The organism is Polynucleobacter sp. UB-Tiil-W10 (assembly GCF_018881605.1).
GTDB lineage: Bacteria > Pseudomonadota > Gammaproteobacteria > Burkholderiales > Burkholderiaceae > Polynucleobacter.
This window is the reverse complement of the sequence record NZ_JACVPZ010000001.1, coordinates 1476984-1493211: the sequence shown is the minus strand read 5'-3', so window position 1 is coordinate 1493211 and position 16228 is coordinate 1476984. Positions and strand designations below refer to the sequence as shown.

Sequence of the window (16228 nt, the reverse complement as noted above, 5' to 3'; positions counted from 1 at the left end):
TTAATACTGTCATATCTATTTTTATAGGTAATTAGGAAATCATGACTACATCACGTCGCTCGGCCATCAAAACCATTGTTGGTGCATTTGCTCTCCCAACACTTAGCCCAATCGCATCCGCTTTTGCACAGTCTTCATCTGAGTGGACAACTTACGAGATTGTGACTGAAGTGAACTTGGAATCTCCTAATGGAACTGCAGAAACTTGGATACCGCTGCCACTTGTTTTAGATACCGACTACTTCAAAACATTAGCTATTCGACCCGAAGCCAGCGACCCTAAAGCAATCAATCAGATTTATGAGACTCCAAATAAACAAGCTCGGATGCTTTGGACTAAGTGGGATAAATCTGCTAACAACCATACAGTTAAAGTTTCTATCCTTGTAAGCACGCGTAATCGTAATCTTGAATTTGCTACACCCAACCCGTCTCTCAAGCTTTCCAAAGAAGAGCAGCGCTTTTGGACCCGTGGCACCAAATACCTCCCGACCGATGGAATCGTTAAAGCCAAGGCTCTGGAATGTATCGCAAGCTTGCCAGCCAATGCTAGCGATGTTGATAAAGCTAAAGCGATTTATAACTGGGTGGTAGATAACACACGCCGCGATCCAAAAACACGTGGTTGCGGTCAAGGTGATGTCAAGTTAATGTTGGAAACCAATAACCTTGGTGGCAAGTGCGCTGATATCAACGCGGTCTTTGTGGCGCTTGCACGCTCAGTTGGCTTGCCCGCCCGCGATGTGTACGGTATTCGGATTGCAGATTCTGCACGTGGCTATAAGAGCCTGGGAAAATCTGGCGATATCACTAAAGCACAACATTGCCGCGCAGAGTTCTATGCCTCAGGGTATGGATGGGTTCCAGTAGATCCAGCAGACGTACGTAAAGTCATTCTCGAAGAAACTGGTGGTTTAGCCGTTACTGATCCTAAAGTTATTGCTATTCGCGATTACCTCTTTGGCAATTGGGAAATGAACTGGATGGCCTATAACTATGACCATGACCTATCTCTTCCAGGCTCCACTTTGGGCAAGAAAGGCGAGATTCCGTTCTTAATGTATCCACAGGCTGAAAATACTGAAGGTCGCTTTGACTCTCTTGATCCAGATAATTTCAAGTACAAAATTACTAGTAGGCGTATTGGTTAATTCATTACTGAGATATTTGATGGGGTTGTTCGCCCATAAGTCAGTCCGAGACTTTGCTCTCGCGCTGATTTTTTCTTTTCTTGCGCTGACTAGTTATTCGGTCCAAGCTGAATGGCAGTCACCGGCGAAATTGGGGCTCCCGCAATTAGCGCCACCATTACAGCTTAACAATCTATCTGGCAAACCAGTGGATATAGCAAGTCTCAAAGGGAAAGTCGTCGTCGTCAACTTTTGGGCAAGCTGGTGCGAGCCTTGTCGTGAAGAATTTGATGAGCTGACTCAACTGCAGGAAAGCTATGGGCCCAAAGGCCTAGTCGTGCTAGCGGTTAACCTTGCTGAAATGAAACCACGCGTCATACAGTTTCTAAAAGGAAATGGCTTTTCAGAAAATAGCGTTGAAATACTTCTCGATCGCAATAGCACGGTCTATAAGACCTGGAAGGCACGCGGCCTACCAACCACCTTTCTTGTCAGTAAGAGCGGCAGAATAGAAGGAGTATGGATAGGCGCCATTGAAAATGTCGAAAGCAATGAAGTTAAAGGGAAAATAGAGTCCTTACTTCGCCAATAAGTAATAATTTCTTAGCATCTGATACCCTCGCCATATGAATACTGTGAACACAATCAACCCCGCTGAACCTCGCCTTACCTCCCTCTCTCATGGTGGTGGCTGTGGTTGCAAAATTGCCCCCGGCGTACTTTCTGAAATCCTGAAGAACGTTCCGCAACTTCCTTTCCCAAAAGAGTTGCTAATTGGCATTGAGACCTCCGATGATGCGGCTGTTTATCAGATCAATGAATCTCAAGCCATCGTAGCAACAACCGACTTTTTTATGCCGATTGTGGATGATCCATTTGACTTCGGAAAAATTGCTGCAACCAATGCTATTAGCGATATCTATGCAATGGGTGGCACGCCTTTATTTGCCCTTGCTTTAGTCGGTATGCCAATTAAAGTGTTGTCCAATAAAACGATTGCCCGAATTTTAGAGGGTGGTGCCGAGGCTTGTCGTAGTGCTGGCATTCCAATTGCAGGTGGACATACGATTGACTCAGTTGAGCCTATTTATGGGCTAGTCGCTATTGGCATTGTGGATCCTAAGCGTGTGAAAAGTAATGCCAGCGCCCAACCAGGTGACGTACTCATCCTCGGAAAACCATTGGGTGTTGGCGTTTTATCTGCCGCACTGAAAAAAGATTTGCTGAGTCCAGATGGCTATCGAGAGATGATCTCAAATACCACCAAACTCAATTCCGCTGGTCCTGATTTAGCCAAACTTGCTGGCGTTCATGCACTTACCGACGTTACTGGATTTGGATTAGCAGGCCACACATTAGAATTGGCGCGAGGCTCCAACTGCACAGCGCATATTGATTGGAGCCAAGTACCTCTTCTCTCCAATGTACAAAATCTTGCTGATGATGGTGTCATTACCGGCGCATCCGATCGCAACTGGCTCAGCTATGGCGATGAAGTTGGCATCCCCTCAGACTTCACACCAGCCCAACGCGCCTTATTAACCGATCCACAAACCAGCGGTGGCTTGCTAGTTTCGTGCAGTCCAGATAGCGTGAAAGAAGTGTTAGATATTTTTAATCAACATCACTTCTTGGGCGCTCGCGTCATTGGTCAAATGAGTAAGCGACAAGAAAAGCCTCTGGTTATCTCATAAATAATTCTGAGTTCTTATTTCTTGAGATTAAATACGCTTGAGAAATCAAGCTGCCCATTGCCTGCCTTGCTGTGATTTTCATAAAGTTGTTGTGCTAGTTTTCCGAGGGGAACGCTTGCATCTAGATTTTCTGCGTTCTCAACTGCTAAGCCTAAATCTTTCAGCATCAGATCTACACCAAAGCCACCGGCATAGCCTTTTGAGGATGGTACGTTTTCCATGACGCCCGGACACGGGTTATACAACTCCAAAGCCCAATTGCGTCCTGAGCTTTTAGACATGATGTCAGAAAGAACTTTAGGGTCCATGCCATTAGCAATTCCTAAGCGTAGTGCCTCACTGGTTCCAAGCATCTGAATACCTAAAAGCATGTTCTTACAGACTTTGACGGTCTGTCCTGCTCCATTGGCGCCTGCATGAAAGATATTCTTGCCCATCTTTTCCAAAAGGGGACGCGCGCACTCAACCCCACCGGTATCGCCGCCGACCATAAAGGTTAAGGTACCCGCTTGTGCCCCAGCAGTCCCGCCTGAGACTGGCGCATCAATCATGACAAATCCTTTTGCTTTGGCAGCAGCGGCAACTGTTTGCGCTACGTTCGGTGAAATCGTTGAGCAGTCGATTAGGAGCGTCTTAGGATTGGCATTTGCCAATAAGCCGGCATCTCCAAGATACAAGCCTTCCACATGGCGGGACGCAGGCAACATGCTAATTAATACATCCGCATCCTTTGCTGTAGCGTTTGCATCGACCGCAACAACACCCCCTGCAGCAGCAAATGCATCTAGTTGACTCTTTACTAAATCAAAGCCTGTAACTTGATGACCTGCTTTTAATAAGCTGAGGGCCATTGGTAAGCCCATATTGCCAAGCCCAATAAATCCGATTTTCATAATGCTCCTTTTGATTGCTTTCTTGAGGCCCAACTGAAAAAATTGCCTTGTATTCACACCTTCACTATAGCGTGGATATACTCTTTTGGTTTTCGGTAATTTATATATAGGGAGTCATGATGGTCAAAGTCATTGGTCTAATGGAATTGGGTGATCTGAGCGCCTTTGAGCAATACCGCTCCCAAGTTGGTCAAACGGTTGAGCTTTATAAAGGCTCGATAAAAAATCGGGGCTCAGTTGCCGAGCTCTTTTGGAATGAACTAGGTAGCGCACCATTCAACACCTTTGTAGAGCTGGAATTTCCAAGTACACAGGATGCGCATACTTGGGCCAATAGCCCTGAGTACCAAGCGCTTGTTCCCATTAGAAGCAAGGCAATGAAACTCACTTTATTTAGCATTACTACTTAGGGTTGCAATCTCGCGCTATTTTTAATTTCGTTGCGCACAAGCAAAAAAGCCTAGCTCGTAAAAGCTAGGCTTGATAATCAGTCTGGAGTGAGAATTACTTCTTTGCTTCCATTGCCTCTTTAGTAGCAGTAATTTCTTTACGACGCTCTTTGCAGGCGCCAGCGATTTCTTGCAAGGCCTTACGTGCACGTGCAGCAGATGCCTTAATACCTTTTTCAATAAATTTTTCGTTTTCAGCTTTGTAAGTCTCAAAAGCAGCCAACAATGTATCGTGTTGTGACATCTCGTCTCCTATGAATAATTGAGTATTTGTACCGACAGCGAAGTCAGTATATCCCCATAAAAACCATAGAAAATCGCCCCCTAAATCAGGGATAACTCTTATATCGGCGTGTTCAGCCAAAATAGGAGTATTAATAAAAATATAGTCCAGAGACATACATCATGATTAAAAAAGTTGTTCTATTGCTTATTGGCGCCCTTATTGGGCTCTCAGCCAATGCCCAAAACACTTCCTGGCCAACGCCTAACAAACCGATCACCTTTATCAACCCCTTCCCGCCAGGCGGGGCTGTAGACGCTTTTGGACGCCCTCTTGCCAAACAGCTTTCAACCCAATTAAATGACTCAATCGTGGTTGATAACCGCGGTGGTGCAGGCGGAACTCTGGGTGCTGCAGTTGCAGCAAAAATGGCGCCAGATGGCTATACCTGGCTTCTTGGTGCGGTGCATCATTCCATTGCGCCAAGCATGTATACCAACCTCTCTTATGACATCACCAAAGATTTTGAGCCTATTGCGATTATTGGTAGCGTTCCCCATGTCATCGTTGTGAACCCAACTAAGTTCCCAAAGAATGATCTGAAATCGATCATGGAAGAGATTCGCAAGCATCCGGGCAAATATAACTATGCATCTACGGGTAATGGCACCTCGCAACATTTAACCGGCGAACTCTTTAAGATGCAGAACAAATTGTTCATTACGCACATTCCCTATCGCGGTACTGGGCCTGCTCTCCAAGACTTAGTTGCTGGCCAAGTTGACATGATGTTTGACACCCTCGCAGGTGCAGCACCATTCATTAAGAACGGTCAACTTATTGCAGTAGCGGTAGCAACCTCTAAACGAGTAGATGCATTTCCGAATGTACCGACCGCCCAGGAATTAGGTATATCCAATTTCATCGTATCTAGCTGGTACGCCATGTGGGCAATCAAAGGAACGCCTAAAGATATCGCCGATAAGATGAGCGCTGAAGTACAGATTGCATTAGCCTCACCTGAGATCAAAGAGCGCTGGGCAGCCATGGGTGCAAGCGTACCCAAGATGACGCGCCCTGAGCTTGCTGCTTATATCAACCAAGAAATTACACGCTGGGGCGAAGTAGTTAAAAAGTCCGGCGCTAAATTAGACTAAAAATCAATCAATCAAATTAATCAGAGACAGCATGACCATTCAGACCAAAAACTATTCCTATGTTCGCAACAAACTTCTTAACAAAGAAGAAATTGGCTTTCTAGATGTGCGCGAAGAAGATCCTCATGCACAAGAGCACCCTCTTTTTGCTGCAAACCTTCCTCTCTCTAGAGTTGAAGTTGATGCTTACGCTAAGCTACCAAAGAAAAATGTACCCATCATTACGCTAGATGACGGCGAAGGATTTGCCCAGTTAGCAGCTGGGCGCTTAATCAATTTAGGCTTTACCGATGTATCCGTATTCGAAGGTGGTGTAAAGGGTTGGAAGGCGGCAGGCGGTGAAGTATTTAAAGATGTCAATGTTCCAAGTAAGTCTTTTGGCGAGTTCGTTGAATCCAAACGACACACCCCATCCTTATCCGCCCAAGAGGTAAAGCAATTAATCGATAGCAAAGAAGATGTCGTTGTTGTGGATGTCCGTCGCTTTGATGAATACAACACGATGAGCATCCCTACGGGAATTAGCGTTCCAGGTGCAGAGCTTGTTCTTCGCCTCCCAGAATTAGCACCCAATCCCAAAACAAAAGTGATTGTGAACTGCGCAGGCAGAACCCGTAGCATTATCGGCACACAGTCGCTCATTAATGCCGGTATTCCAAACGAAGTGAATGCGCTACGCAACGGTACGATTGGTTGGACCTTAGCAGGACAAGAGTTAGATAAAGGTCAAAGCAGGAAATTTCAGGAAGTGAGTGAAGCTACCAAAAATGATGCGGCAGAACGCGCCCGTAGCGTTGCCGATAGAGCAGGCGTTAAACGTGCCAGCCTTGCGGATACTCAGAAATGGCAAGCGCAGTCCGAACGGACCACGTATTTTTTTGACACACGTACGCCCGAAGAATATGAGGCGGGTCATCTTCCAGGATTTAGATCCGTGCCTGGCGGACAGCTAGTTCAAGAAACCGAGATGGTTGCTCCAGTCCGAGGTGCTCGCGTAGTGTTAGTTGATCCTAGTGGTGGCGGTGTACGTGCAAATATGCCCGCTTCCTGGTTGGCACAAATGGCTTGGGATGTATATGTGCTTGATGGAGTGACGCTTTCTGACCTGACTGAAAAGGGAATCTGGAAGACGCCCCTACCCGCCCTTCCAGCACTTGACACCGTTGATGCGGCAACAGTCTCCAATTGGTTAAAAACAGATAGCAATACGGTTGCTATTGACTTCAGCACACATGCTAACTACGTTAAGGGACACATTCCTGGTGGCTGGTACGCCCTGCGATCACAGCTTGCACAAGCCATGAAAAAGATTCCTCAGGTAGATCGCTATATCGTGACGAGCTCACCGAGCGAACTCAGCCTCTTTGCAGCACAAGAGCTTCAAGCATTAACAAATGCTGAAGTCCTTATTTTGGAAGGCGGAAATGCTGCTTGGGTAAAAGCGGGACTGGAACTAGAGAAGGGTCCAAGTCATCTAGCCTCACCTCCCCTAGATCGCTACAAGCGCCCTTATGAAGGAACCAACGTAGATCCCGCAGCAATGCAGGCCTATCTCGACTGGGAGTTTGGTTTAGTTGAGCAGTTGGGCAAGGACGGAACCCATCACTTCTGGGTTCTCTAGGTCCTTGCTGTTATCAGGAAAGCGCTGGGTTAACCGGTTAAACAATCTTGTTTCGGATGATGCCGATGCCGGTGATATTTGTCTCCATTACATCGCCCGGCTTCATAAACTCCTGAGGAGTTCTTCCGGCACCAACCCCAGATGGAGTTCCAGTTGCAATGATGTCACCAGGCAATAGAGTAAGACTACGTGAGAGCTCGGAGATAATTACCGGAATCTTGAAGTACATTTGCTTATAGCTGGCGTTTTGTTTTTCAACCCCATTAACGCGACAGATAATGCGAGTGTCATCTAAATTAACGCCACCGGCAGTAACGATCCACGGACCCATTGGGCCATGTCCATCCAAACTCTTGCCCTTGAACCATTGCCCAGAGTGACGTTTTTGCTGCACATCGCGAGCAGTAGTGTCGTTATAAGCGGAATAGCCAAAGACATAATCCATCGCATTCTCTTCAGAGATATTTTTGCCCTTCTTACCGATTACTAGCGCTAACTCAGCCTCCCAGTCAATCATAGTCGAGTAACTACCATCGTATGGAATGGGATCGAAGGGGCCGTTCATGGTTTGCGTACCTTTTGTAAAGAGTACGGGAACCTTTGGATACTCCTTTACAGCAGTATCAGCACGGTGTTTAAGACCCTCTTCAAAATGATCTAAATAGTTCCAGCCCACACAATAAATATTACTTTGTGGTTTAGGAATAGGTGATAACAAAATCACTTGATTAACATTAATTAAATTACTTCCGCGACCCTTAAATAACGCTGCCAACTCAAGCAAACCTTTGTTCCCCGAAGCCGCCAGTGAAATCATTGAAGTGGGGTCAAATGAGAGCTGTATTTTTTGCCGAGCAGCCTCAACAGGAATATCCACTACCAGGCCGTCATTTGTTACTAAACCTAATCTAGAAGTGGCGCCCATTTTTGGTAGGAAGTTGGCAATTCTGAGACCAGCATTACCAGTTAAAGGCTCAACCACAATGGGTGGCTGGCCATCAGGGGCGGCAATGGCATTAGAAATAAACATGCCACTCACAGCAGCGGATGCTCCTAATTTAAGAGCATCTCTACGATTTGTATCCACAGCGTCTCCTTTGATCTTTTTATTAATGTTTTATGAATGCTGATACGTTGTCCAAACGATCTGCCGTAAATATTAATACCAAACCCAGATCTTAGGCAGAATATTGAAAAAATGACTATCCTTGGCGGATGCACCCTCCGCAAAACCCAGCCTACATTCGCCTTCTTGCCTGCTTTTCAATTCTCTTGGGGCTCTGCGCCTGTGGACGAGAGAGTTACACCACTTGGAATTGCAGCTCCACGAGTGATGCAAAGATTTCCATGGTGCTGCGCAAAGCCCAAATGGAATTTAAGGGTGATCAATTAGACTTCTGCGGAAGTCTGGGCAATCAAAGTTATTTTGATCAAAAATGTCCGGCTCAAACGACACAATCAAGCGTTACATTTACCCCTTCCTCAGGGTTGCTTCTGAATAATGGGCAAGAGTTTCAATGCGCTGCTTTATAAGAATAGGATAAGCGGCACAAGATGAATCGATTAAGTCCCAAGAAATTACTGCTGACCAAATGGACGGCAGTTCAACCCATCGCCAAGCAAAAACATTTTTTGGTTAGCAAGGTAATACTTCCTGAGCCTCCTAGCGAAAAAATTGAGTTTGTGGAAATTGAGGCGGTCTATTCCAAGAAAACCACGCAGATTCCTTGGCGTGACCTCAGCAATAGCGAGTTATGGTTACAGGGCTGGAAATAAAAACCGCCTCATCTCTGAAGCGGTTTTCGTATTTACATCAACAGAAGTTACTACTCACCCGACTTCTTCTTGGTTGCAGATTTTTTAACCAAGTCGTCAATATTCTTTTCCGCAGTCTCGGCTACTTCATTAACAATACGGCGACCTTCTTTAAACATATTCTGACCTGTAGTCGACATCTCATGGACAACTTTTGATAGCTTGTCAGCATGAGCTGGCAATTTATTTTCAGCATCTTCCAACCAGCTGACTAAGGAGCTGCGAACTTTTTCCAAATGCTTTTCAGTTTCATCGGCAGCTCCATCACCAAGCTCTTTTAAAACCGACTTTACCTTCTTCTGATAAACGGTTGCACGCTTGGCAGCCTCTTTTGTTGCCTCTTCTTGTAGATCTTTTAATTTAGCTAAATCATTTTTAGCAGCTGACTTAGCGCTATCAAGTGCATTCTTCATGCCCCATTCAATCTCGGCTAAATGATGTTCACTTAACTTTTTAGCAGCCTCTAGAAGAGTATGCGAGTAGTCAAATAGTTCTTTAGCTTTTTCTCTTTGCCATTTTTGTAAATCTTTTGCATCCATTTTTACGCTCCTATAAACAAGGGTTAATAGTGTTTCAACATTTAACTCTATACCGAATTTGCTCAACTGCCAATTCCCCGAATTTACCGCATTAAAATGACAATATGACTAAAAAAATATCCATTTATGAGTCCATAGGCGGAATAGACCAAATTGACCAATTGGTTGATCGTTTTTACGATTTGATGGCCCTAGAACCCATTTTTAGCGATTTGCGCGCAATGCATCCCCAGGATTTGTCAGGCTCTCGTGAAAAGCTCAAATTTTTTCTCACTGGCTGGATGGGGGGTTCTGATATTTACTCCCCAAAATATGGCCACCCAATGCTCAGAGCACGTCATCTACCGTTCAAGATTGGCTTAAAGGAACGAGATCAATGGCTAGCTTGTATGTATACAGCTATGAAAGAATGTGGAATTGACGGCAATGCTGCAAAGCAATTAGAAGAATCCTTTTTTAATACTGCCGACTGGATGAGAAATCAGCCTAAATAGTAATAAATCTGTCAAACCTGGCATTCAGAGAATGTCCCGATATTTAGTATGGGCTTCAGAACCTGGGGTGGCCGTTATTTAACTTAGATACACTTTGTCTATTGTCATATCTGTAAAGTAAACAATGATCGAAAGCATCATGCAACTTCTGTGCGACCCCAATGCATGGGTCGCCTTTTTAACACTCTCCGCCCTAGAGATTATTCTTGGCATCGATAACATTATTTTCATTAGCGTTATCGCCAACAGACTTCCTGCAGAGATTCGTGAGAAAGTTCGCCGCTTTGGTTTGATTTTTGCCTTAGTCACTCGAATTCTTTTATTGCTCAGCCTTTCATGGGTCATGGGCCTGACCGAGCCACTTTTTAGTATTGCCGAGAAATCCATTAGCGGTAGAGATTTAATCTTGCTACTTGGCGGCTTCTTCTTAATCTGGAAAGCCTCTAAAGAAATTTATGTAGAGGTCGAAGTTGGGGAGCATGGTGACGAGCAAGGTGAATCTCAAGGGAAAAGTAATACTAAGTCGATGCTTTTTTTATTTATTGGATCCGTTTTACAAATCGGTCTGCTAGATATTATCTTCTCTTTAGACAGCGTCATTACCGCGGTAGGTATGGTCGATCAAATTAGCATCATGATCGCAGCAGTTCTGGCATCCGTCCTTATTATGTTGATTGCAGCAAAACCAATTGGTGATTTTGTTCATCGCCACCCCTCAATCAAAGTGCTGGCCTTGTCGTTTCTGACAGTTGTAGGTGTAGTGCTGATAGCTGAGGGTATGGGTGTTCACATTCCCAAAGGCTATGTCTATGTAGCCATGGCATTTTCACTAGCGGTCGAGCTTTTAAACATCCGCTCGCGAGAAAAGAAAAAGCGACAGCCCTAAATTGATAAAGCCTGCGCGCAAGCAAAGCCGCTCGCCCAGGCCCATTGGAAGTTATGTCCGCCTAAGTGGCCTGTGACATCCACGCATTCGCCAATAAAGAATAGTCCTGCATGTTTACGCGACATCATGGTCTGCCCATCGAGATCTTTAGTGTCTACGCCACCAAGCATCACCTCAGCTTTTTTCCATCCTAATGTGCCCGCAGGCTTAACTGACCAGTTTGTAATAAGCTCTTTGAGGGATTGACGATCTTTTTTAGAAACTTCCGCCCACTTACGTCCCGTTAAGTTTTTTTGATCAGCAAATGCTTTGGCTAGGCGCTGCGGTAGAACCGAGGCCAGAATCGTTTCGACAAGCTTTAGGCGATTTTCTTCATCATTAAAAAGCGTATCGCAATTAAACCCACCGGGACGCTCAATTGCACCCAACCAATCAATATGGATGGGTTCGCCCTCTTCCCAATAGCTACTTGCTTGCAGAACCGCAGGGCCAGACAGCCCTTTATGAGTAAGCAGCAGATCCTCATTAAATCTACAAGCACCATAACGATGGCCTTTAGAGCCAGAAGCGATTCTGACTGGGACACTAAGGCCGGCTAACTCATTGAGACTCCCAAAATTATCAGCAGTAAATGAAAGCGGCACTAGAGCGGGTCTTGGATCTATCACATTTAGCCCAAACTGCTTGGCAATATCCAAAGAGTAAGCAGTTGCACCAATCGCAGGAACTGGTAAACCACCAGTTGCCATCACTACTGCCTTAGATTTTTCAGTGCCAGCGTTAGTCATAACAGTCCATTGATCACCCTCTTGCTGAATTGACTGAACCACGACTGGATTTCGTAGGGCCACATTCCCTTTGGCACATTCAGCGAAAAGCAAGTCGATAATTTGTTTGGCAGAGTCATCACAAAATAATTGACCCTGGTGCTTCTCATGGTAATTAATTCCATAAGAGGCAACTAGCTTGATGAATTCCGTTGAGGGATAACGAGCAAGCGCACTTTTAACAAAATGCTGATTGAGGGATAGAAAATTTGCTGGGCTGCTATGTAGATTGGTGAAGTTACAGCGGCCACCCCCACTAATACGAATCTTTTCACCCAATACTTCTGCGTGATCAAGTACGAGTACTTTTTTTCCTAACTGGCCAGCAACTCCAGCACAGAATAGACCTGCAGCACCACCACCGATAATGATGGCATCCCAAGCTTTACTCATACATTACTCAAAACGATCAATGATATCGGATGAGATATTGAGTTTTCTCATATGAAGCTTGGTGTACGCTTGACGAAAGTTCTTGGTCATAGAAATCATGACCGATGCAGTCCATGCAAAAGAAAACATCCCAGAAAAAGCGATGATGACCGCAAGCATTTTCCATCCGTCAGGAAGAATATCTTCCATAAATCCCATTGCAGTGTATGTACTGCCACTAAATAAAATGCTTTGGCCCAGAGCAGGCAGCAGCTTAAATGCGTACAAAGCGATACCCCAAATTAATATTTCAGCAATATGGGTCAAGAACAAGCAAAAGACACTAACGTAAAAACAGAGTGCTACAGCAGAGTATTTCTTTTCAGCCAAATACAAAAAGGTTTTCACCTCATATCGCTTCGCGATCTGGAGCAATACAACGCCATGAAAAATCATCACCAGCAATAACATGGCACCCCCAAGCAGATAGCCAGGAAGGTCAAGTGAAGTGGCGAGATTGGCTTGCGGGGGATTCATGGTGATGATTTTACAGGGGCTAGGATGCTCAGCCTAACTGATACCAATCTTGAATTACCTGCCAAGCCTCCTCTGCCGTCTCTGTAAAGTGAATACTCTGCATATCTTCTTCATCAATCACACCGAATTCCACCATCTGCTTAAAGTTCAGCATCTCATTCCAGTAGCTCGTGCCCACCAAAATCACCGGAATGCGAACAACCTTTTTGGTTTGAATCAGGGTTAAGACCTCAAACAACTCATCAAAGGAGCCAAAGCCTCCTGGATAGGCGACGATTGCCCTAGCCCTCAACATGAAATGCATCTTGCGTAGCGCAAAGTAATGAAAGCGAAAACTGAGTCCTGGACTAATGTACTGATTGGGTTGTTGCTCCCTAGGGAGGCTGATATTAAAACCAATGGTTTTATCGCCCGCTTCAAATGCCCCGCGGTTTACTGCCTCCATAATGCCAGGACCACCACCAGTACAGATATGAAGCTTATTAGAATCTTTTTGTTGGGTTGCGTTGTAGTGGGCGACTAAGGATCCAAATTCTCGTGCTGACTCATAGTACTCACTGTGCAGCATAGCCTTATTAGCATGCGCAATCTCTTCTGGCGTCTTGGCTCGCCCTTCTAGCTCCAGCGCTTGCTCTTGACTAATAAAACGAGTAGAGCCAAAGACAGTAATCGTATGGTCAATACCATGCTGTTTGAGCAGAACTTCGGGTTTCAGTAGCTCTAATTCAAAGCGAATGCCCATCGTTTCTCTACGAGCTAGAAATGCTTCGTCATCAAATGCAAACTTATACGAATCGTCTGAATCCTCCTCTGATATTTGACTATGATGAAGATTCAAAAACTCCGTAATGGTTTGCGAGTTATGAACGGGTAGCTTGGGGCTCATATTGCAACTTTCTTGGTCTCTATAGCGCCATCTTAACTCGCAGGCTAAATTAGTGTTAATACCTAGTTCAATCAAAGATATGGGCTTCTAGGGATTATTGGGATTTACCCGGCGTCCATCCCGAGTTAATATCGGCTTAATTTCAACTAAATCGAAGGATAAGCAATGAGCAACCGTTCAATCATCATCATGGTACTAGTCTTAATCGGTGCCACAGCATACTTACTCCTCAAAGGCGACGGTAACGTTGATATGAGCGGTGAAAAGCATGGTTCAGAAGCTGCTCATATGGAAGAAGCTAAGAAAGATGCTCCGGCAGAAGCCCCTGCGGCTCCTGCAGCAGCTCCTGCTGCAGCTGATGCTAAGAAATAATCTTTTCATTTGCATATAAAACCGCGGTCCGCCGCGGTTTTTTTATCTCAATATTTTGATGAAGTCACTACTTTTTCTAATCACTTCGCTTGCGCTTCTGTGCTTACCTCAATTTGCTATTAGTCAATCATCTGCCACTATGAAAACCATTGATTCCACATCGCTCACCTCTTTTGCGCCAACTGGCACTCTGCGTGTCGGCATTAATTTAGGCAATCCCATTCTTGCAAACGAAGATCTCGCCTCAAAAAATCTATATGGAGTAACCATTGATATAGCCAATGAAATAGGAAAACGCATTTCATTGCCTGTGCGACTCATCCCTTTCAAAACTGCGGGCGCAACGGTCGACGCGGTGAAGACTGGAGATATCGATTTAGTATTTGTGGCCATCGATCCCGTTCGCGGCGCCGATATCAGCTATACCCCGGCTTACATTCAAATTGAAGGGGCTTATATGGTGAAGACTTCATCCCCTTTAAAGACAAATGCAGAGGTGGATGCTGCAGGCAATGAAATCGTCGTTGGGAAAGGTAGCGCTTATGATCTTTATCTGACGCGTGAGATTAAGAATGCCACCCTATTAAGAGCAGCGAGTTCGCAAGCGGTCATTGATGACTTTATGTCTGGACTAGGAAATGTGGCGGCAGGTGTAAAGCAGCAGCTAGAGAGTGATGCAAAGCGCTACGAAGGTCTTCGTATGCTACCGGGTCGTTTCATGGTGATTAATCAAGCAATTGGCATTCCAAAGGCAAGGTCCAGCTATGAAACTACAAATGCTTTCTTGAGTAGTGTCATCGCAGAGTTAAAGCAATCTGGATTTGTAGCGGAATCCATGAAGCGTCATAACATCCAAGGCGCAAAAGTAGCTGACTAATTGTTCTAAATGGGTTAGCACCGATAAGAATGTAAACGCTCAGGGATAATGACGTTATCCCAATGCAATTCTTCTCTGATGCTTGCAGCCAATACAGAAGATGACTCTGGCTCACCGTGTACAACAAATACTGTTTTTGGAGGGCGCTCAAATCCCCTGAGCCAATCAAGCAATCCGGCCTGATCAGCATGGGCAGATAAACCGCCAATCGTATGGATCGAGGCTTTTACAGGCACCTCCTCACCAAACAATCGAACCTTCTGCACCTTATCCACCAAGCGCCTACCGAGACTTCCATAAGCCTGGAATCCCGTTATCACAATAGCATTTTGTGCTCGCGGTAAATTGCTGGCTAGATGATGCACTATACGACCAGCATCACACATACCGCTGGCAGAAATAATGATTGCACCACCCTTAATTTTATTCAACGCCTTAGATTCTTCAACATCGGCGATAAAGCGAAGATCTGCTGCGCCTGGATTATTTTTATACCACTCAAAAGTAGCTTGAGACTGGCCATCTAATTGAGAGAAAAAGTGCTGTGTGAGATGAGTTGCTGCAGTAGCCATCGGTGAATCTACCCAAATATTTAAATGGGGTAGGCGCCCCCTTCTGACCAAGTCAATTAAAAGAAATAGTATTTCTTGAGTGCGCCCTACCGCAAAGGCTGGCATGACTACATTGCCATGTGCACTCATTGTTGAAGCAATCACTTCAACCAACTCATCCTCAGTATCTTGCAAGCTGCGATGTAAGCGATCACCATAGGTAGACTCAACTACCACGATATCCGCGCCTTTAATTAATTCCGGGTCAGGCATTAAGACTTTCCCCTTCATACCAATATCTCCCGAAAAGACACATAACTTTTTCTCAAGCCCATCTTCGGTGATATTGATAAGGGCAATTGCGGAACCTAAAATATGTCCAGCGTTGCGAAACTCTAACTGGATTCCTGGCAACAATTCAACTAACTGCCCATACTCCAATGGCTGGAACTGGGTCAGAGTCATCTCCACCTCTTCTCTAGAATATAAGGCAACCGGCACTTCTCCGCGCCATTTGCCTACCTTAATCTTTCTCTCAGCCCTCTCTACATCTGCGCGCTGCAAATGGGCGCTGTCGAGCAACAGAATTTTCAATAACTCAAAGGTAGCATTTGTACAGTAGATGGGTCCTGAAAATCCTTGAGCGCAAAGACGAGGCAATAAACCACTATGGTCAATATGCGCATGTGTTAGCACTACAAATTCGAGATCTTTTGGTGAGAATGGTAGTGGCTCGAGATTTTTATTGGTTGCCTCTCGCCCACCCTGAAACATTCCATAGTCAACCATGAAATGTCTTAGCTTTCCAGATAACATGACTTCAACCAAATGACGTGAGCCCGTTACCTCGCCTGCCGCACCAAGAAATTGGATCTTCATATGACGAGCATACTCTTTCCTATAAT

General features: G+C 45.2%; 20 protein-coding genes. 12 read left to right on the top strand and 8 right to left on the bottom strand.

Annotation, left to right across the window (positions count from 1 at the left end):
* The first annotated feature begins 41 nt into the window (after positions 1-41).
* Genes ICN33_RS07690 through selD form a run of 3 tightly spaced genes read left to right on the top strand, consistent with a single transcriptional unit; the run spans position 42 to position 2824 of the window.
* Positions 42-1151 carry a transglutaminase family protein gene (locus tag ICN33_RS07690; protein ID WP_216195946.1) on the top strand — a complete coding sequence of 370 codons (1110 nt, stop codon included), beginning with the start codon at positions 42-44 and terminating at the stop codon, positions 1149-1151.
* Positions 1144-1722 (top strand): TlpA disulfide reductase family protein, encoded by a 579-nt coding sequence (locus ICN33_RS07685; protein ID WP_216195943.1) that lies wholly within the window; start codon positions 1144-1146, stop codon positions 1720-1722. Before ICN33_RS07690 ends, ICN33_RS07685 begins: the two co-directional genes overlap by 8 nt.
* Before the next feature lie 34 nt (positions 1723-1756).
* Positions 1757-2824: a selenide, water dikinase SelD gene (selD, locus tag ICN33_RS07680; RefSeq protein ID WP_216195941.1), complete on the top strand. Its 1068-nt coding sequence runs from the start codon at positions 1757-1759 to the stop codon at positions 2822-2824.
* 14 nt (positions 2825-2838) lie between these two features.
* Here the strand turns inward: selD and mmsB are convergent, their stop codons facing one another.
* Entirely contained in the window at positions 2839-3720 is an 882-nt protein-coding gene (gene mmsB / locus ICN33_RS07675) for a 3-hydroxyisobutyrate dehydrogenase (protein WP_216196593.1), read from the bottom strand.
* Positions 3721-3833: 113 nt separating this feature from the next.
* Here mmsB and ICN33_RS07670 point away from each other — a divergent pair, with 113 nt between their 5' ends.
* Positions 3834-4127: a DUF1330 domain-containing protein gene (locus tag ICN33_RS07670; RefSeq protein WP_255530709.1), complete on the top strand. Its 294-nt coding sequence runs from the start codon at positions 3834-3836 to the stop codon at positions 4125-4127.
* Positions 4128-4221: 94 nt separating this feature from the next.
* On the opposite strand, the gene ICN33_RS07665 is transcribed toward ICN33_RS07670, so the two are convergent.
* Positions 4222-4410 carry a hypothetical protein gene (locus tag ICN33_RS07665; protein ID WP_087909716.1) on the bottom strand — a complete coding sequence of 63 codons (189 nt, stop codon included), beginning with the start codon at positions 4408-4410 and terminating at the stop codon, positions 4222-4224.
* Positions 4411-4571: 161 nt separating this feature from the next.
* Here ICN33_RS07665 and ICN33_RS07660 point away from each other — a divergent pair, with 161 nt between their 5' ends.
* Both ICN33_RS07660 and ICN33_RS07655 read left to right on the top strand, forming a co-directional pair.
* Positions 4572-5546 carry a tripartite tricarboxylate transporter substrate binding protein gene (locus ICN33_RS07660; protein ID WP_216195939.1) on the top strand — a complete coding sequence of 325 codons (975 nt, stop codon included), beginning with the start codon at positions 4572-4574 and terminating at the stop codon, positions 5544-5546.
* Between the two features lie 31 nt (positions 5547-5577).
* Positions 5578-7167, top strand: a complete 1590-nt coding sequence (locus tag ICN33_RS07655; protein ID WP_216195937.1) for a rhodanese homology domain-containing protein — start codon at positions 5578-5580, stop codon at positions 7165-7167.
* Between the two features lie 37 nt (positions 7168-7204).
* Here ICN33_RS07655 and ICN33_RS07650 read toward each other — a convergent pair whose 3' ends face one another.
* Positions 7205-8254, bottom strand: a complete 1050-nt coding sequence (locus ICN33_RS07650) for a fumarylacetoacetate hydrolase family protein (RefSeq protein WP_216195935.1) — start codon at positions 8252-8254, stop codon at positions 7205-7207.
* Between the two features lie 128 nt (positions 8255-8382).
* On the opposite strand from ICN33_RS07650, the gene ICN33_RS07645 reads away from it, so the two are divergent.
* Together ICN33_RS07645 and ICN33_RS07640 are read left to right on the top strand one after the other, a co-directional pair.
* Positions 8383-8700 carry a hypothetical protein gene (locus ICN33_RS07645; protein ID WP_216195933.1) on the top strand — a complete coding sequence of 106 codons (318 nt, stop codon included), beginning with the start codon at positions 8383-8385 and terminating at the stop codon, positions 8698-8700.
* Between the two features lie 21 nt (positions 8701-8721).
* Entirely contained in the window at positions 8722-8943 is a 222-nt protein-coding gene (locus ICN33_RS07640) for a TIGR02450 family Trp-rich protein (protein ID WP_216195931.1), read from the top strand.
* A 50-nt stretch (positions 8944-8993) separates the two neighbouring features.
* On the opposite strand, the gene ICN33_RS07635 is transcribed toward ICN33_RS07640, so the two are convergent.
* Positions 8994-9521 (bottom strand): hypothetical protein, encoded by a 528-nt coding sequence (locus ICN33_RS07635; protein ID WP_216195928.1) that lies wholly within the window; start codon positions 9519-9521, stop codon positions 8994-8996.
* Positions 9522-9625: 104 nt separating this feature from the next.
* Here ICN33_RS07635 and ICN33_RS07630 point away from each other — a divergent pair, with 104 nt between their 5' ends.
* On the top strand, positions 9626-10015 hold the full coding sequence (locus ICN33_RS07630; protein WP_216195926.1) for a group II truncated hemoglobin: 390 nt from the start codon (positions 9626-9628) through the stop codon (positions 10013-10015).
* 124 nt (positions 10016-10139) lie between these two features.
* Positions 10140-10901, top strand: coding sequence for a TerC family protein (locus tag ICN33_RS07625; protein WP_216195925.1), 762 nt, complete (start codon positions 10140-10142; stop codon positions 10899-10901).
* Here the strand turns inward: ICN33_RS07625 and ICN33_RS07620 are convergent.
* The 3 genes from ICN33_RS07620 to ICN33_RS07610 are packed head-to-tail and all read right to left on the bottom strand — an operon-like array spanning position 10898 to position 13523.
* Positions 10898-12121, bottom strand: a complete 1224-nt coding sequence (locus tag ICN33_RS07620) for an aminoacetone oxidase family FAD-binding enzyme (protein WP_216195923.1) — start codon at positions 12119-12121, stop codon at positions 10898-10900. The two genes, ICN33_RS07625 and ICN33_RS07620, sit on opposite strands and share 4 nt — an antisense overlap.
* Positions 12122-12124: 3 nt before the next feature.
* Positions 12125-12637, bottom strand: coding sequence for a hypothetical protein (locus tag ICN33_RS07615; protein ID WP_216195921.1), 513 nt, complete (start codon positions 12635-12637; stop codon positions 12125-12127).
* A gap of 28 nt (positions 12638-12665) precedes the next feature.
* On the bottom strand, positions 12666-13523 hold the full coding sequence (locus ICN33_RS07610; protein WP_216195919.1) for an LOG family protein: 858 nt from the start codon (positions 13521-13523) through the stop codon (positions 12666-12668).
* Positions 13524-13688: 165 nt separating this feature from the next.
* On the opposite strand from ICN33_RS07610, the gene ICN33_RS07605 reads away from it, so the two are divergent.
* Positions 13689-13895, top strand: coding sequence for a hypothetical protein (locus ICN33_RS07605; RefSeq protein ID WP_216195917.1), 207 nt, complete (start codon positions 13689-13691; stop codon positions 13893-13895).
* Between the two features lie 58 nt (positions 13896-13953).
* Entirely contained in the window at positions 13954-14772 is an 819-nt protein-coding gene (locus tag ICN33_RS07600) for an ABC transporter substrate-binding protein (protein ID WP_255530707.1), read from the top strand.
* Between the two features lie 14 nt (positions 14773-14786).
* Here the strand turns inward: ICN33_RS07600 and ICN33_RS07595 are convergent, their stop codons facing one another.
* Positions 14787-16202 carry an MBL fold metallo-hydrolase RNA specificity domain-containing protein gene (locus tag ICN33_RS07595; protein ID WP_216195916.1) on the bottom strand — a complete coding sequence of 472 codons (1416 nt, stop codon included), beginning with the start codon at positions 16200-16202 and terminating at the stop codon, positions 14787-14789.
* Positions 16203-16228 lie beyond the last annotated feature (26 nt).